General features: G+C 35.0%; 10 protein-coding genes and 1 pseudogene. 6 read left to right on the forward strand and 5 right to left on the reverse strand.

From position 1 onward, the window contains the following. Positions 1 to 103: pseudogene (locus HNS40_RS23340) on the forward strand (DDE transposase); the annotation flags it as partial. Between the two features lie 12 nt (positions 104 to 115). Here HNS40_RS23340 and HNS40_RS20015 read toward each other — a convergent pair. The 3 genes from HNS40_RS20015 to HNS40_RS20025 all read right to left on the reverse strand — a co-directional run bounded on the left by HNS40_RS20015 (position 116) and on the right by HNS40_RS20025 (position 3,489). Continuing rightward, on the reverse strand, positions 116 to 472 hold the full coding sequence (locus HNS40_RS20015; protein ID WP_172284263.1) for a PQQ-like beta-propeller repeat protein: 357 nt from the start codon (positions 470 to 472) through the stop codon (positions 116 to 118). A 135-nt stretch (positions 473 to 607) separates the two neighbouring features. Further along, the gene (locus HNS40_RS20020; RefSeq protein WP_172284265.1) at positions 608 to 2,071 is read right to left on the reverse strand and encodes a transglycosylase SLT domain-containing protein; all 1,464 of its coding nucleotides are present in this window, start codon (positions 2,069 to 2,071) and stop codon (positions 608 to 610) included. Positions 2,072 to 2,115: 44 nt separating this feature from the next. Next, on the reverse strand, positions 2,116 to 3,489 hold the full coding sequence (locus HNS40_RS20025; protein WP_172284267.1) for an MFS transporter: 1,374 nt from the start codon (positions 3,487 to 3,489) through the stop codon (positions 2,116 to 2,118). 198 nt (positions 3,490 to 3,687) lie between these two features. On the opposite strand from HNS40_RS20025, the gene HNS40_RS20030 reads away from it, so the two are divergent. Then, positions 3,688 to 4,779, forward strand: coding sequence for a mannose-1-phosphate guanylyltransferase (locus HNS40_RS20030; RefSeq protein WP_172284270.1), 1,092 nt, complete (start codon positions 3,688 to 3,690; stop codon positions 4,777 to 4,779). 85 nt (positions 4,780 to 4,864) lie between these two features. Here HNS40_RS20030 and HNS40_RS20035 read toward each other — a convergent pair whose 3' ends face one another. Continuing rightward, complete coding sequence (locus tag HNS40_RS20035; RefSeq protein WP_172284272.1) at positions 4,865 to 5,395, reverse strand: dihydrofolate reductase family protein; 531 nt, start codon at positions 5,393 to 5,395, stop codon at positions 4,865 to 4,867. 6 nt (positions 5,396 to 5,401) lie between these two features. Next, positions 5,402 to 6,268, reverse strand: a complete 867-nt coding sequence (locus HNS40_RS20040; RefSeq protein WP_172284275.1) for a ChaN family lipoprotein — start codon at positions 6,266 to 6,268, stop codon at positions 5,402 to 5,404. Positions 6,269 to 6,492: 224 nt separating this feature from the next. On the opposite strand from HNS40_RS20040, the gene HNS40_RS20045 reads away from it, so the two are divergent. The 4 genes from HNS40_RS20045 to HNS40_RS20060 form a co-directional block, all read left to right on the forward strand. Then, a complete protein-coding gene (locus tag HNS40_RS20045) occupies positions 6,493 to 8,148 on the forward strand; it encodes a S41 family peptidase (protein WP_172284277.1) in 1,656 nt (551 codons plus the stop codon). A gap of 1 nt (position 8,149) precedes the next feature. Further along, the gene (locus HNS40_RS20050; RefSeq protein ID WP_172284279.1) at positions 8,150 to 9,754 is read left to right on the forward strand and encodes an O-antigen ligase; all 1,605 of its coding nucleotides are present in this window, start codon (positions 8,150 to 8,152) and stop codon (positions 9,752 to 9,754) included. Continuing rightward, positions 9,738 to 10,214 carry a WbuC family cupin fold metalloprotein gene (locus HNS40_RS20055; RefSeq protein ID WP_172284281.1) on the forward strand — a complete coding sequence of 159 codons (477 nt, stop codon included), beginning with the start codon at positions 9,738 to 9,740 and terminating at the stop codon, positions 10,212 to 10,214. The genes HNS40_RS20050 and HNS40_RS20055 overlap by 17 nt, the downstream gene beginning before the upstream one ends. Before the next feature lie 589 nt (positions 10,215 to 10,803). Continuing rightward, positions 10,804 to 16,332, forward strand: a 5,529-nt coding sequence (locus tag HNS40_RS20060) for a hypothetical protein (protein ID WP_216664201.1), incomplete at its 3' end; no start/stop codon positions are given.

Below are 16,332 nucleotides of genomic sequence, written 5' to 3' on the forward strand. Positions count from 1 at the left end.
TGCGGAATCTTTCAATGCTAAAATAAAGCTTTTTAGATCTAACCTCAGAGGCGTTACGGATGTATCGTTTTTCCTCTTTAGATTATCAAAGCTTTTTTCGTAGTCCCCATAAAAATTAACTTGACCCAATATTTTCCATCCCCAAAAGCTCTGAATTGCAAATTTCTTTTCCATTTATGGCGTCAATTACTAATAACCCAGTTTTTTCACTGTCAAAATAAATGTATGGGGTGTTAGGTAGTATTTCAAAGGATCCATAATCAAAACTTTTCTTCCAGATTTGTTCTCCAGTTTTTGGGTTAAAAGCAATGGTTTCTTCATTTTCTGTTCCGCAAATTAGATTTCCATTTGGCGTGAATTTATTCCAACGAATACTGGAGTTGGCTTTTGCTTCCCAAGTGGCATCCATTTGGGCGAAAATAGTTGTGCTGAGCATGATGAATGCCACAATAATTAAGGTTGTTTTTTTCATTTAATTTTTTGTTTATATGTTTACTTGTTTGCAAGGGCGCAAGTTAGTTTATAGATAAAAAATAGAAAAGAAATCAGTTAGATTTTTGTTAACAAAGAAGGGAAGTTGGTTGAAAAACGACAAAAAGTGTATTGCTTAATTTGGGGGGGCGATACTGTCTTTTATTAAATTGGTATAATGTTGGTAACGCTCATAAATTTCATTGACATATTTATACGGCTCAGAGCCTCTGCAGTACCCATAATAAACTACCGTATCTTGATAGTATTTGGGATTTGATTTATTGAGTAAATAATAGTCAACATTATTGTTCCATTTTTCGGGGTCTTTATTGTATTTTTTAGCCAATCGTTGTGCATCTAACACATGTGCCAAACCAGCATTATAGGAAGCCATAACGAACTTCTTCCTTTCATTACTGTCGGGTACTAAAGGCTCTAGTTGACGATCAATTAGTTTGATGTATTTTGCCCCAGCTTCAATTTGAGTAGAGGGTGCCGAGGAATCTGAAACACCATATTGTTCAGCTGTTTGTGGCATCATTTGCATGAGGCCAAAAGCACCACTCCATGATTCTGCATTTGGGTCGAATTTTGATTCTTGATATATTAAACTGGCTAATAGTCTCCAATCCCAATTGATATCTTCACTATACTTTTTGATGAGCTCATCATAGGGTGAAATCTTTCCTCCTTGGTTGCTGTTATACTCACTTTTTGCCATCATTGTGGTACGAGAATTCTTAAAGTATTTATTGTAGACGTAATAGAATTCTTTAGACTTTTTATATTCCTTTAGCCATTGATTTATTTCAAGCAGTAATGAATCGGAACCAAGAGGAAGGGCCCATGCTAAATTTTGGCTATATGCTCCTAGCATTGTTTCAATATCAATATTTTTATGGTACTTTTTGTTAATAGCGCCCACATGACTGTCACAAACTGTATATTTTATTTCACCATTCTCTACTTTCTCGATTAACTCATCCACTGAAAGGTCATCTTCAATGATAAGGATATCTCCTCCGGTTTCTATGTTGATGTGGTTGAGCCTATTGTAAAATACGGATCCCTTTTGAATATGTACTGTTTTTCCTTGTAAATCAATGGCATCTCTTAGGAGGTGAGATTCAATTTCATCCCAAGTTTGCATCTTTCGCCAATTATCAGGCATTTTTTGAACCAATACCTGCCTAGATTGATAAATGGGTTCGGTAAAGAGCATGCTTTTTCTGCGTTTGGCTGTTATAGCTAAATCCATGGCTAATAAATCACATTTCTTTAGCTTAATATCTAATAATGCTTCGTTGAGATCATTTCTAACCGAGATTTCTAATTTCACCCCTAAATAATCAGCAAAAGAGTTTAGTAATTCAAATTGAAAACCCATTGGTGTTCCCTTATAAATAAAGTAACCATGGCTGTTATAATCAGTGCTAACAACGATTTTTCCTTTCTCTTGTATTTTCTTTAAATGGTTTTTCTTAACATGAGAACTAGGTGTTTTGGGCTCCTTTTTTGCTACAATCGGGGATTCACAAGCCGTAAACTGACTTAGTAGAAGCGTGAATATGAAAAATTTAAATAGTCCCCTGAGCATTGAATAATGAAATTGTTTGAGTTGACTAAAATAGGTATTTTTATTTACTTTTCATTCTTTATTCCTAGAGATAGGAGGGTGTTTAATATACTTATGCCGAAAGCAACAGTAAATACTAGTTGAATCGCTTCAGATTTTATAAGAAAGTAGCTTAGGTTTTGATGGGAGAAAAACTCAAAGGAAACTTGAAAAAATAAGCCAAATAATAAAACACCCATCAGTTTACCTATACTTTTACTAATAGAAATGCTTGCAGACCCCATTCCATGTTTCCCCTGTGGAAGACTTTTCATGCCTATTTGTGTAGTAGCAGGATAATAGAAACCCATAGCTAAACCTAGTATAACCATTGAAACAATAATGAATATCATACTAGAATCGGTATTCCAAAAACTGAACATCAGCATGGATATGCTTAATAGAATATTCCCAAGAATGACCATGTTTCTGGTGCTGAAATAGTTCCTAAAAAGATGACTGAAGTATGATAATACCAGCATTACACTCGGGGAAACCATCATTAAAATTCCTGAAGTGCTAGGATTCAAAAATCTAGTTTCTTCAAAATAGAAAGGCCTGAGAAATCGACTTCCTATATTCACTAAAAAGAAGAGGAGGAAACCTAAATTGGCTTGTCGAAAGTTGATGGTTTTAAATAGTTTTAAATCCAGAACTGGCGTGCTGCTTGTTTTTTCTTGTTTGATAAATAGAATCAGGAATAAAAGACTAGCAGAAGCGGAACCCAATTTACTTAGTACATTGACACTGGAAGATGTAACAAGGTTAAAGAATAAGATAAAGAAACCTAAAAATAAAAAACTATAAATACCACCGAGTATATCAACTTTGTTTGGGTCTATCTTTGGATTTTCGATTTTGATTTGATATGCAAAGAGGATTCCGATTATTGACAAAGGGAGGTTAATTAGAAAAACTGTCTGCCAACCAAAAGAGTGGATAAGTAGACCTCCTATTAATGGCCCTAAACTAATTCCTAATCCACAACTCATCATCCATCTTCCATATTCTTTTTGCTGTTTTGATGCTGCTACAAGTTGTTTGATTAATGCAGGACCACTCACATATAAAGCAGCCTCCGCTATCCCTTGAATAAAGCGAATGGGAATGAGCCAGTAAAAGTTTGAAATTTGAGAGGTGATTGTGGTGGTGATGCCGAATAATAAAAAAGCAGTCGTTAGAATCGTTTTCGAATTTTGGGATTCAATAAACTTTCCCATGATTAAAGCAGTTCCAGTAGCAGTTAACATGCTCGACATTAGAATTAATGAAACTGTGGTGACTGAAATATCGAAGTATTCTTTAATGGTAGGCAAGGCAATATTAATAGCAGAAAGGTCCATTAATACCATTAATGCTGCAATGTTGATTGAAATAATCAGAAAAGTCTGATTTTTCATACCTTAGGTTTTGCGTTCGTATAAATTAATTTTATTTCAGTTTTCAAAGTTATCAGCTTCGTTTAAATCTAATATAGGCATAATACTGATTTCATTTATTTTCTCAGTGGATTCTTTAAAATTTGGTAGTTTTGAAAAAAATACTTAAATTTATAGAGCAGAATTAGTTCTCACTTTTATGATTTTAAAAAACAAAAAATGAATAAAAATAACTTTTGTGTAATCATGGCAGGTGGTATTGGAAGCCGCTTCTGGCCAATGAGTCGCACTACTACCCCCAAGCAATTTATTGATGTATTAGGAACTGGAGAAACATTAATTCAACAAACTGTTAATCGTTTCAGGAAAGTTTGTCCTATCGAAAATATATATGTAGTCACCAATGATTTGTACAGGGAAATGGTAAAAGAACAAATTCCAGATATGGAATATGACCAAATTCTTTGTGAGCCTGCTAGAAGAAATACAGCGCCTTGCATTGCTTATGCAAATTATAAGATACAATCTATAAATCCTAATGCAAATATTGTTGTAGCGCCATCTGATCATATTATTTTAAAAGAGGATGTTTTTGTTGAAGTCATTAAGTCTGCATTAGAGGCTACAGCCAATAATGATTGGTTGATTACATTAGGAATTGAACCAAGCAGACCTGATACCGGCTATGGTTATATTCAGTTCGACAAGAACTTAAAAGACGATCGTGATGGGCGTATCCATAAGGTTAAAACCTTTACAGAAAAGCCAAAGTTAGAATTAGCTAAGGAGTTTTTGAAAAGTGGAGATTTCCTATGGAATGCAGGAATATTTGTTTGGTCATTAAAGAGTATCCAAAAGGCTTTTGATACCCATTTAGCCGATGTGAGTAATATCTTTAAAGAAGGTATGGGAATGTATAATACAGAACGTGAAGAGTTGTTTATTGAAAACGCCTATTCTATTTGTAAAAACATTTCTATTGACTACGGAGTAATGGAAAGTGCCGAAAATGTATATGTTCTGAGTTCTGATTTTGGATGGTCCGATTTAGGCACATGGGGTTCTTTGTATGCCATCAGAGATAAGGATGAGAATGAAAACACCATACTCGGTAAGAATGTGATGACCTATGATACTAAAAATAGCATTGTAAATGTAAAAGGAAATAGGTTGGTCGTTTTGCAAGGTCTCGATGATTACATTGTGGTTGATGAAGATAATATCCTGTTAGTTTGCAAGAAAACAGATGAACAAAGCATCAAAACCATTGTGAATGATGTGAAGGCTACTAAGGGCGATAAATTTGTTTAAACATAAAATAGTTGTATTAAAAGGCTCTGATCTCGAAAAAATCAGAGCTTTTTTTGTGCTATTAAAAAGGTTGGAAAATATAGGTTTATCTCACATATTTCAGTTGCAAAACCCCATTAGTATAATGTTTGCTTTCCACCAAATTCAGTTTTTTTTCTTTGATAACTCCATGGAAGAGTTTGACCCCATGCCCTAACATAATGGGGATTATATTTAATATAATTTCATCAATAAGGTTATAATTGATAAGGATTTGATTCACCTGTCCTCCTCCAACAAGAAAGATATCTTTGCCATTTTGTCTTTTCAACCTGTTTACAAAAGAGGCAATGTCTTCTTCGATAAATTCTATATCGTTATTCCCCTTTAAACCTTGCTGACGAGTAAAAACATAATTCTTTTTGTCTGGGTAGGGGAATGGTTTATTGAAGCCTTTAATGATTTTATAGGTAGTATGACCCATGATAGTGGTGTCTATAGAATTATAAAAATCTTGACGGCCATAGTCTTCTCCTTCAATTATATATTCTGGTAAATCTAACCAGCTTACATCGCCATTGGCTCGAGCGATATAATGGTCGAAGCTAGTAGTGATATATAGTTTAAGTTTTCTCAAAATATCCTAATGAGTTTTTGTCATGTCTTCGTCTACAGCAAGAATGAAATCAGCAAGATTTAAATTTCCCTCTTCTAGTTTTTCAATTTCAGACTGTTCTACACTTGCAATAGTCACAATTTTTAAATTAGGATTGGCTTGCTTGAGATACCATACTATTCCTTCAAAATTATTACTATGAAAGGTCCCATGATAATGAAGGAATTGCTGACCTTCTTTTAGGTTTTTTAAGATAAAATGAGCCATAGTAGCGTCTTTAATGGCTTGTGCTTTAGGGAGGTTTTCATTGGCGTGACCCATATCTTTCATCATTTCCATCATTTCTTTGTAAGCAGGTAATTCAGCATCATAAACAATAGGGATTTCTGCTAGAAATACTTTTGAAGCTTCTGGTAATTCCTCCAAAGCTTCAAATCCTTTTTTATGAACGATACTGGCATATCTTCTAGGGACATTTGTAGCTATAAAGTCTAAATTATTTGTTTTGGCAAATTCTAATAATGGTTTGTAATCAGTTTTGTAATTTGGCCATAATCTAGCATCTGCTTCAAACTTTTTTGCTGCAAAAAAGTCTGCAAAATATTCGTCAATAATAATTTGGTTATCCGATTCGAACATCTCTGCTCCAAGAACTAAGCTTTCTCCATTTACATCAAAAAGATCTTTTGTTAATTCAAGTTGCAGCCAATGGCATATCGGGTTGTTGTGTAATTCTCCAAACATTACAATGTCAGCATCCTCTATGGATTTTATCATCTTTTGATATTTGATGGTTTTACCGTCTTTTTTGAAAATTTGATAGGAGGGTTTATCCGTTTTGAATGCAATAGATAGTATTACTAGTGGGATAATAAATAATAGAAATCGTTTCATATAGGTTTTGTTTTTAGCAAATGTAAGGTATTTTTTTATTTTAAATTTCTAGTTTCAATCCAATGCTTTGCCGAAAAAATTAAAAAATAATCCTGCATATATTTCATTAATAATTAAAGTACTATTTTTCACATATTGACGTTATATTTTATATGGTGTAATATCTTCAATATATCTTTTGATTTATTGTTTAAAAAAACCGAGTTTTGTACAAAATTAAATCTATGCGCAGTACTTTTACATTATTCCTAAGTAGTTTACTCTTGCTATCACAAATTGCTGTAGCACAAAATAAATCACATGCATTTGAGATATCAAAGAATTTAGATATTTATGCTACACTTATAAAGGAGCTTAACAATAATTATGTTGAAGAAATAAATCCCGGAGAGCTGAATACCATTGCATTGGATGCTATGTTGTCATCTCTAGATCCTTATACTATTTATATTCCGGAAAGTAAAATTGAGGATATGAAATTCTTAACCACCGGAGAATATGGTGGAATAGGAGTCAGTGTAATTAAACGAGATGATAAAGTTATAATAGCATCATTAGAAGGTAATTCTCCAGCTGTAGAATCTGGTTTGTTGGCTGGTGATGAGGTTATAAGTATCGATGGTCAAGATCTATCCGAATTAACAGATGAAGAAATTAGCCTATTATTAAAGGGGCAGCCTGGAACACCAACTCAAATTGTTCTTAAACGATGGGGAATTACAGAATTTATTATAAAAGAAGTGCTCAGAAGGAATTTAAATGTAGATAATATCCCTTTTTATGGAATGTTGGATTCAGCTTATGCGTATATTAATTTAACCTCTTTTACTAAAGATGCGGCATCAAAATCGGCCAAAGCATTTTTGGAATTAAAAAAGAATAATCCGCAGGGATTAATTTTCGATTTAAGAGGAAATGGAGGAGGCTTGATAGGAGAGGCTGTTGATATTTTGAATATTTTCATCGATAATGGTCAAGAAGTGGTTAGAACAAAAGGTAGATTAAGAGAGAAAAACTATATCTACAAAACACGTAAATCAGCCATTGATTTGGAAATGCCAGTCGTATTCTTAGTGGATAGAAACTCAGCCTCAGCTTCAGAGATTGTAAGTGGAGCCATTCAAGATTTAGATAGAGGGGTTATTCTTGGGGAAAGAACCTATGGAAAAGGCTTGGTTCAGAGTGTATTGCCCTTAAGCTTTAATTCTCAATTTAAAGTTACTATTGCTAAGTACTATATTCCTAGTGGTAGATGTATTCAGGCCATTGATTACTCTCATAAGGATAAAAATGGAGATGCAATCCTTGTAAATGATTCTTTGTTGGAAGCCTTCAAAACAAAAAATGGGCGCACTGTTTATGATGGTCGCGGCATTAAGCCTGATGTTATCTTGTCACCTAAAGACTTTAGTGATATCTCTGAGGCTTTAATTGATAAATTTCTAATATTTGACTTTTGCACCGAATATAGACTAAGCCATGATAGTATTGCAGCAGCTGATGAATTTGAGATTTCTGAGGTGATTTGGAATGATTTCTTGACTTTTCTTAAAGGTAAGGATATATCATATAAGTCAGCGTTGGAATTGCAGTTGGACAAGATAAAAAAGCAAATTGTTGCTGATAGTTTGTATGATGGCTTGGAGGAGATTTGTGAACAGATTCAACAAAAAATAGATGCTAAAAAGGAAAACGAGATAGAAGAGCATAAAGATGAAATAATCAGAATTCTTAAAACAGATTTAGTGAGTCGCTATTATTATACAAAAGGTGTTATTGTAGCCAACCTCTATGAGGATAGAGCAATCGCAAAAGCTATATCGCTAATTTCAAACATCGAAGAATATAATAAGATTCTAAAAATAGACGCCAACAAATAATATGGGTTTTCAAAAGGGTTTAATTAGTGATACGTTATATGAGAAGCTATTGTTCTGGGCTTTAGCATTAATGGTAGTTAGTATCCCTTCGTCTCGTGTATTGATGAGTATGTCGCAAATGGCTTTCGGAGTTCTATGGTTAGCTCATGGTCAATACAGAAAGAAATGGAGCGCCTTTATAAATAATAGAGTCGCTGTATTAATGGTTTCTCTTTTTGTTATCCACTTCATTGGGGTATTCTACTCTACGGATATAGATTACGCTCTGAAAGACCTACGGACCAAAGTTCCTATCCTTATTATTCCATTTATGTTTAGTGCTTTCCCGAAAATCAATTCTGAAAAACTTTATACGCTTTTAAAGCTATTTATAGGCTCTGTGATTATGATATCACTTTATGTGTTTGTAGAACATTATAATTCTCAGGAAGTGATAAGAGACTTGATAAGTAGAGAAGTTTTTTCCCATATTCGTTTTAGTCTTAATTTGAATTTGGCCTTATTTTTTATTGTCATTCTGCTTTGGAAGCAAAAATTGGGTTTTATGGGTAAGATATCTGCTATAGTTGTATTTGGATGGTTGTTTTTTTTCCTATTAAAACTAGAAGCATTTACTGGTATCGTTGTATTTGCTGTATTATTGCTTGGAATGTTCATGTTTGTTGCAATTAAGGTAAAAAAAATCATTATTAAAATTTTATTGTGGTCAATTGTATTTTTCTTACCTCTGTTTATTGGATTTTATTTACTTGACTTTTATGAAAAGAATACAAAGCTTGAGGAACTAGATATTGAGAATTTGGATAAGTGGAGTCCATCGGGTCATTATTATTATCATAGGCTAGATTTGGGTACAGAAAACGGTAAATATGTTTATGCATATATTCAAGAAAAAGAACTAAGAGAAGAATGGAATTCAAGAAGTGAGATAAAATATGATAGCTTAGATAGTCGGGGGCAAATGATTAAGTATACGCTAATACGATATTTAACCTCAATAGATCAACGAAAAGATAAGGAAGGCGTTATGTCCTTGACTAAAGAGGATGTAGCTAATGTTGAAAATGGTATAGCAAATGTAAATTACACTAAGGGTTTTGGTATAGACGCACGTTTAATGAAGATTCTATTGGAATATAATAATTATATTCGTACTGGCGATCCTAGCGGTCATAGTGTGATGCAGAGAATAGAATATTGGAAGACAGCTAGCTATATTATTAGAAATAATTTCTGGATTGGTGTAGGTACTGGAGATATGAATATTGCTTTTCAAGATAAATACGATTCTGTTGATTCAAAATTAGATTTAAAATGGCGCTTAAGAACGCACAATCAATATTTGAGTATATGGGTGGGTCTTGGAGTTTTAGGCTTTTTGTGGTTTATTTTCGTTCTTATTTATCCGGTCTTGTATTTAAAAGCATATAAAGATCTGTTTTTTATGGTATTTTTTATAACACTATTGGTTTCTATGTTAACGGAAGATACAATTGAGACACAAGCAGGACTTAGCTTCTATGTGTTTTTTTATTGTTTGTTTTTGATAATAGTGCCTCATGAAAATATCCAAAATAAAATTGTTTCAAATGATCAAAATCGATAGAAAGCTTCTTGATAGATTAACAGAAAGTGCAAAGAATAGTGAACGGAAGCGCATGAATTATAATTTCCACCCTCAACTAGATGATCCTATCCAACGACTCTTAAATGCATTAGAACCTGAAACATATTTACCACCACACCGTCATCAGGATCCTGATAAGGAAGAAGTGTTTTTGGTGTTACGAGGGAAGCTAGTACTTATAGAATTTGATGATGATGGTTCTGTTTTATCCCATATGATAATAGAACCTCAAAACGGAACCTATGGAGGAGAAGTGGCATGTGGGGTTTGGCATACTTTGATTTCATTAGAATCAGGAACTGTGATTTATGAAGTTAAGAAAGGACCATTTGCTCCAATATCACGAGATAATTTTGCTTCTTGGGCTCCTCTGGATAGCTCTTTGAAAGCAAAACAATATCAGGAGGAATTGTTAAAAAGCATTGGAATCCTCAGGTAAATACCTCCGGTTTAAACTAATATTTCATTTATATCCTGTTTATTTTGTGCCCATAAAGATTGCGAAAAAATTGTCTTTTCTGTGCCTTTTTCTATTTGTTTCGAGATTTTATTAGAGGGTAAAATTGTTGAAAACTACATAGTATACTCGATATAGGTTGTTCATGATTGATTCCCAAATAATAAAAAATCAAGAGATGTAATTTTTTATTTCAATTATTCAAAAATGTTTAATTTCTTTGGTGTACATCTTCTGGACATTGTCCAAAAGTAAGCATAACTCTCTATACATTAGTTAGATGTATTCTTAATTGTGTTGATCCTTTATTTCCCTTTGTCAACATTAGACTGTTCATTTTCTGTGACTTAATTTCATATACGTGCGCAACTTAAAATTATATTTGAGTAGATGATTATTAGGTCTTTAGCAGCTTGTCAACAATTTGTTAATAACTGCTTGAGAATTATTATATACGGAAGAACTCAAGATTATAACCACAGAGAGTAATGAATTTAGATTATTGATCATTTGTATGGTGGAGAATCGAAATTCAATATTGTATTTTAAACCTATTGAAATTAATTCGCATATGAAAGCACGGGTACTAATTGCAATCGTATTTTTAAGTTTATTTATTCATCAGGCCATTAGTCAGACACAAACTTATATCGATAATTTTGGGTCCCAAAATTATGGCAATAATGATGGAACCAACAATTTTCTAAATAATTGGTCAGAGACTGTTGATACAGATCTTGGTCCTACTGGCACATATATTTATATAAATAATGGTCGCCTTTACTTTAGCTATATCTGGACTGAAACAATACAACGTTCTCTATCTATTCCAGCAGGTTCAGAAGCTACCTTATCGCTTTCGTATAATAGTTCGAGTATAGGTTTAGGAATTTTGGCAGTTCAATTATATAATAATACCTCTAGTAGTTGGGAAACTATTGGGACTATTGATAGTTCTCCATCTAGCGGAACAATTAACTATACCTTGACTGGGGATCAAAAGTCTGCTAATGCGGCTATTAGATTTCTGAAGGATGGAAATGATTGGGCTTCTTCTGATTTAGCTTGGATTGATGATGTAAAATTTGAAGTTACATTGTCACCTGCAAGTATAACAGCTACTGGCGATCAAGATTTTTGTTTATCCTCTGGGAACTCTGTTGCTATTGCTGAATCTGTTAGTATCACAGGATCAGGTACAGGAACATCAACTGTTTATGTTCAAGTTTCTTCTGGTTATGTTAGTGGCGAAGATGTATTAACCTTATCTGGGTCACATCCTAATATAACACCTTCGTGGAATGCTGTAGAAGGTAAAATGACATTAAATGGAAACCCTACTGCTTTATATTCAGAATTTGAAAATGCAATAGAGGCAATAGATTATTCAAATTCTAATCTAGCTGCAAGTGGAACTAGAGAGTTCTCAATAACTGTAGGAAATGCAAATTTTTTACCAAGCAGTGGCCATTATTATGAATATGTACCAGCTCCGCTAATTACATGGACACAAGCTAGAGATGCTGCCGCAGCTCGAACTTATTTTGGTTTAGAAGGATATTTGGCAACCTTAACATCAGCTGATGAAGGTGTTTTTGCGGGGACTCAGTCTATTGGTGTGGGTTGGATTGGGGGGTCCGATGCTCATACTGAAGGTGTTTGGCGTTGGGTTACTGGTCCTGAGGGTATAGAGGATGGAGGATTAGGAAGACAATTTTGGCAAGGAAGGGGTACGTCAAGTGGAGGTCAAACAACGGGACCTGATAATTATGCTTTTTGGAATCCGCCTAATGAACCAAATCAATCTGGGAATGAAGATTATGCACACGTAACACATATTAATGTTGGACCATTAGGTTCCTGGAATGACTTAGCTAACACTACTAGTAGTTCAGGATATTATGCTTCACAAGGTTATGTAGTAGAATATGGAGGTATGCCTGGAGATCCTAGTTTGAGTATTTCTGATGCTACACAAATTAATATTGTAAATATTCCTCATGCAGGTACAAATGGAACTTTAGACAATTGCTCTGGCAATGTTTTAACTGAAACTGATTTATTTGGTGCATTGGGAGGAACAAAGAATGCTGGAGGAGTTTGGTCACCAGCCATTTCTTCAGGAAGTAGGGTTTACACATATACTGTAAGTGCTAGCTCTCCATGTGTGGGTGTAGCAACAGCTAATGTGTCAGTATCCGAATATGAAATGCCAAATATTACTGGAACGAATCCAGGTTCTTCATGTGGAACTGGCGACGTTACAATTAGTGCAACAGCAAATGTAGGAACAATTAATTGGTTTGTAAGCTCAAGTGGTGGATCTTCTGTACATACGGGAACATCATATATTATAAATGGGTTAGCTTCAACTACAACTTATTACGTGGAGGCTCAAAATGGGCCTTGTATTTCTGCAAGGATTCCTGTTATCGCAACTATACATCCTGTCCTTACTGTGAATGCAGGAAATGATGAAACTATTTGTCAAAATGAAACTATTGTTTTAACTGGTGTCCCAAGTAATGGGAGTGGTATGTATTCTTATGAGTGGACAATACAAGGATCTGCTACTGTGCTCGGAACTAATCAGGATATTTCAGTTTCTCCTATAGGAGATCCAAATGTGAACACTTCTATAGATTATCAAGTAAAGGTAACTGATATAAATACAGGTTGTGTTAGCACAGATCTAGTAAGGGTTTATATTCGTTCTAACCCTTCTGCAAGTATTATAAATGTTAATCCTGTGTGTCCTGCTTCGAATAGTGGAAGTATTACTTTTGACTTCTCAGATCATCCAAATCGAACCAATATAAAATTTAGTATAAATGGTTCTGTTGGTTCATATATGAATTCTTCAGATAATGCAGGCTCGTATACATTTTCTGGTTTGTCAGCAGGTAGCTATGATGTTTGGACAAAATGGGGCGATAATAGTTGTCCAGTAGATCTAGGAGTGGTTAATTTGTCTTTGGATAATATTCCCAATACTAATTTTAATTATAATCAAACTTCTTATTGTCAAAATGAAGGAGATCCTTCACCTAATATTACTACAGCTGGGGGAACTTTTTCTTCGACAGCTGGTTTATCTATTAATAGTACTTCTGGAGAAATAGATTTAAGTGCATCCACCAGTGGCTCTTATGTTGTTACTTATAGTATTTCTGGTATTTGTGGGAATAGCTCCATTCAGAATGTGACGATTAATGAGATACCTATTGCTACAGTTGATGGTCCGCATTCTATTGATTGTAATAACCCATTGGCTACTATTAGTGGATTAGGTTCCTCTAGCGGAGCAGGGTATTCCTATAATTGGATGGTCACAAATGGAGGAGTAATTTCAGGAGCAACAAATGGAATTAGTGTTTCTGCATCTTCAGCTGGTGATTATACATTATTAGTAGCTAATAATGTTAACTCATGCTCTAGTTCTGTTTCCACTAGTGTAAGTAGAATACCAGATAATACCAATCCTGTTTTTGCAGCCACACCAGCAGGTATCACTGTAAGTTGTATCGACGATGTGCCTGCTATGACGAATTTATCATGGACAGATAATTGTGACGGTAGTGGAACCGTTATTGGAGTAGATGGAGCCATAAATGGGTCCAATTGCAATGGAACGATTACAAGAACTTGGTCTTATACAGATGTAGTTGGTAATTCTGCTTCAACATCACAATTAATAACAATACTTGATAATATAGCTCCTATAGCTTCAAATCCAGCCAATATTTCCGTACAGTGTGCAAGTGATATTCCTGCAGTCGATATTTCCGTAGTTATAGATGAAACTGATAATTGCGACTTAAGTCCTTCAGTATCATATGTGTCGGATGTTTCTGATGGGGGTTCTAATCCTGAGGTGATTACTAGAACATACACGGTTACAGATGATTGCGGAAACTCCATAAGTGTCTCACATTTGATCACAATTAATGATGTATCAGCACCAGTTGCCAATGTAGGAAGTTTGCCAAATATTACAGCGCAATGTGAAGTGACTAATTTAACAGCACCAACAGCCACTGATAATTGTGATGGGCAAATAACCGGAACTCATAATGCCAGTTTGCCAATCATGGCTCAAGGAACAACAACAGTCACATGGACTTATGAAGATGCTGCAGGAAATACAAGTAGCCAAATTCAAAGTGTAGTTATTACAGATAATACAGCACCAGTTGCCAATGTTGGAAGTTTGCCAAATATCACAGCACAATGCGAAGTGACTAACTTAACAGCACCAACAGCCACTGATAATTGTGATGGGCAAATAACCGGAACTCATAATGCCAGTTTGCCAATCATGGCTCAAGGAACAACAACAGTCACATGGACTTATGAAGATGCAGCAGGAAATACAAGTAGCCAAATTCAAAGTGTAGTTATTACAGATAATACAGCTCCAGTTGCCAATGTTGGAAGTTTGCCAAATATCACAGCACAATGCGAAGTGACTAACTTAACAGCACCAACAGCCACTGATAATTGTGATGGGCAAATAACCGGAACTCATAATGCCAGTTTGCCAATCATGGCTCAAGGAACAACAACAGTCACATGGACTTATGAAGATGTTGCAGGAAATTCAAGTAGCCAAATTCAAAGTGTAGTTATTACAGATAATACAGCACCAGTTGCCAATGTTGGAAGTTTGCCAAATATCACAGCACAATGCGAAGTGACTAACTTAACAGCACCAACAGCCACTGATAATTGTGATGGGCAAATAACCGGAACTCATAATGCCAGTTTGCCAATCATGGCTCAAGGAACAACAACAGTCACATGGACTTATGAAGATGCAGCAGGAAATACAAGTAACCAAACACAAAGTGTAGTAATTCTTGATAATATTGCTCCTACTGCTTCAAATCCAGCTAATATTTATGTGCAATGTACAAATGATGTACCAGCAGTTGATATTTTAGTTGTTACTGATGAGGTTGATAATTGTGACTTAAATCCTTTAGTATCATTTGTTTCCGATGTTTCGGATGGGAATTCTAATCCTGAGGTGATTACCAGAACTTACTCTGTATCAGATGCTAGTGGAAATGCAAGAAGTGTCTCACATTTGATCACAGTTAATGATACCCAGGCACCAGCCACTCCAACTTTAGCAGATTTAACCGGAGAATGTACAGCCATCGCAGTAGCTCCAACCACTACTGATAATTGTTCAGGAGTTATAACAGGAACAACAAGTGACCCATTAACTTACACAACTCAAGGAACACATACCATTATATGGACTTTCAATGATGGCAATGGAAACTCAGTAACTGTCAACCAAAATGTTGTAATTGATGATGTTACTGCACCAGTATTCGCAGCAGCCCCAGCCGATGTCACTGTAAATTGTATCGACGATGTCCCAGTGATGAGCAATTTATCTTGGACAGATAATTGCGATGGTTCAGGAAGTGTAGCCGGAACAGACGCTGCTATAGTTGGCACAGATTGTAACGGAACTATCATCAGAACATGGACTTATACAGATGGAGGCGGAAATACAGCATCTACAACACAGACTATTACAGTCTTAGATAATGTAAATCCAACAGCAAGCAATCCAGCCAATATTACCATAGAATGTATCGCCAGTTTACCAACAGCTGATATTTCAGTGGTAACAGATGAAGCAGATAATTGCACAGCTAATCCAGTTGTCGCCTTTGTAAGTGATGTGGATGATGGAAATACAAATCCCAAGACCATTACCAGAACCTATTCAGTAACAGATGCTTGTGGAAACAGCATCAATGTAACACAAGATATTATTATAGAGGATGCTACGAATCCAGTATTCGCAGCAGCCCCAGCCGATGTCACTGTAACATGTATCGACGATGTCCCAGTGATGAGCAATTTATCTTGGACAGATAATTGCGATGGTTCAGGAAGTGTAGCCGGAACAGACGCTGCTATAGTTGGCACAGATTGTAACGGAACTGTCACCAGAACATGGACTTATACAGATGGAGGCGGAAATACAGCATCTACAACACAGACTATTACAGTCTTAGATAATGTAAATCCAACAGCAAGCAATCCAGCCAATATTACCATAGAATGTATCGCCAGT

Origin of the sequence: Lentimicrobium sp. S6 (assembly GCF_013166635.1) — a bacterium.
Classification (GTDB): Bacteria; Bacteroidota; Bacteroidia; order Bacteroidales; family UBA12170; genus UBA12170.

What these genes read in the sequence shown, in the direction of transcription:
- HNS40_RS20015 (WP_172284263.1), bottom strand. Translation starts at nt 472, where the DNA reads ATGAAAAAAACAACCTTAATTATTGTGGCATTCATCATGCTCAGCACA.
- HNS40_RS20020 (WP_172284265.1), bottom strand. Translation starts at nt 2,071, where the DNA reads ATGCTCAGGGGACTATTTAAATTTTTCATATTCACGCTTCTACTAAGT.
- HNS40_RS20025 (WP_172284267.1), bottom strand. Translation starts at nt 3,489, where the DNA reads ATGAAAAATCAGACTTTTCTGATTATTTCAATCAACATTGCAGCATTA.
- HNS40_RS20030 (WP_172284270.1), top strand. Translation starts at nt 3,688, where the DNA reads ATGAATAAAAATAACTTTTGTGTAATCATGGCAGGTGGTATTGGAAGC.
- HNS40_RS20040 (WP_172284275.1), bottom strand. Translation starts at nt 6,268, where the DNA reads ATGAAACGATTTCTATTATTTATTATCCCACTAGTAATACTATCTATT.
- HNS40_RS20045 (WP_172284277.1), top strand. Translation starts at nt 6,493, where the DNA reads ATGCGCAGTACTTTTACATTATTCCTAAGTAGTTTACTCTTGCTATCA.
- HNS40_RS20050 (WP_172284279.1), top strand. Translation starts at nt 8,150, where the DNA reads ATGGGTTTTCAAAAGGGTTTAATTAGTGATACGTTATATGAGAAGCTA.
- HNS40_RS20055 (WP_172284281.1), top strand. Translation starts at nt 9,738, where the DNA reads ATGATCAAAATCGATAGAAAGCTTCTTGATAGATTAACAGAAAGTGCA.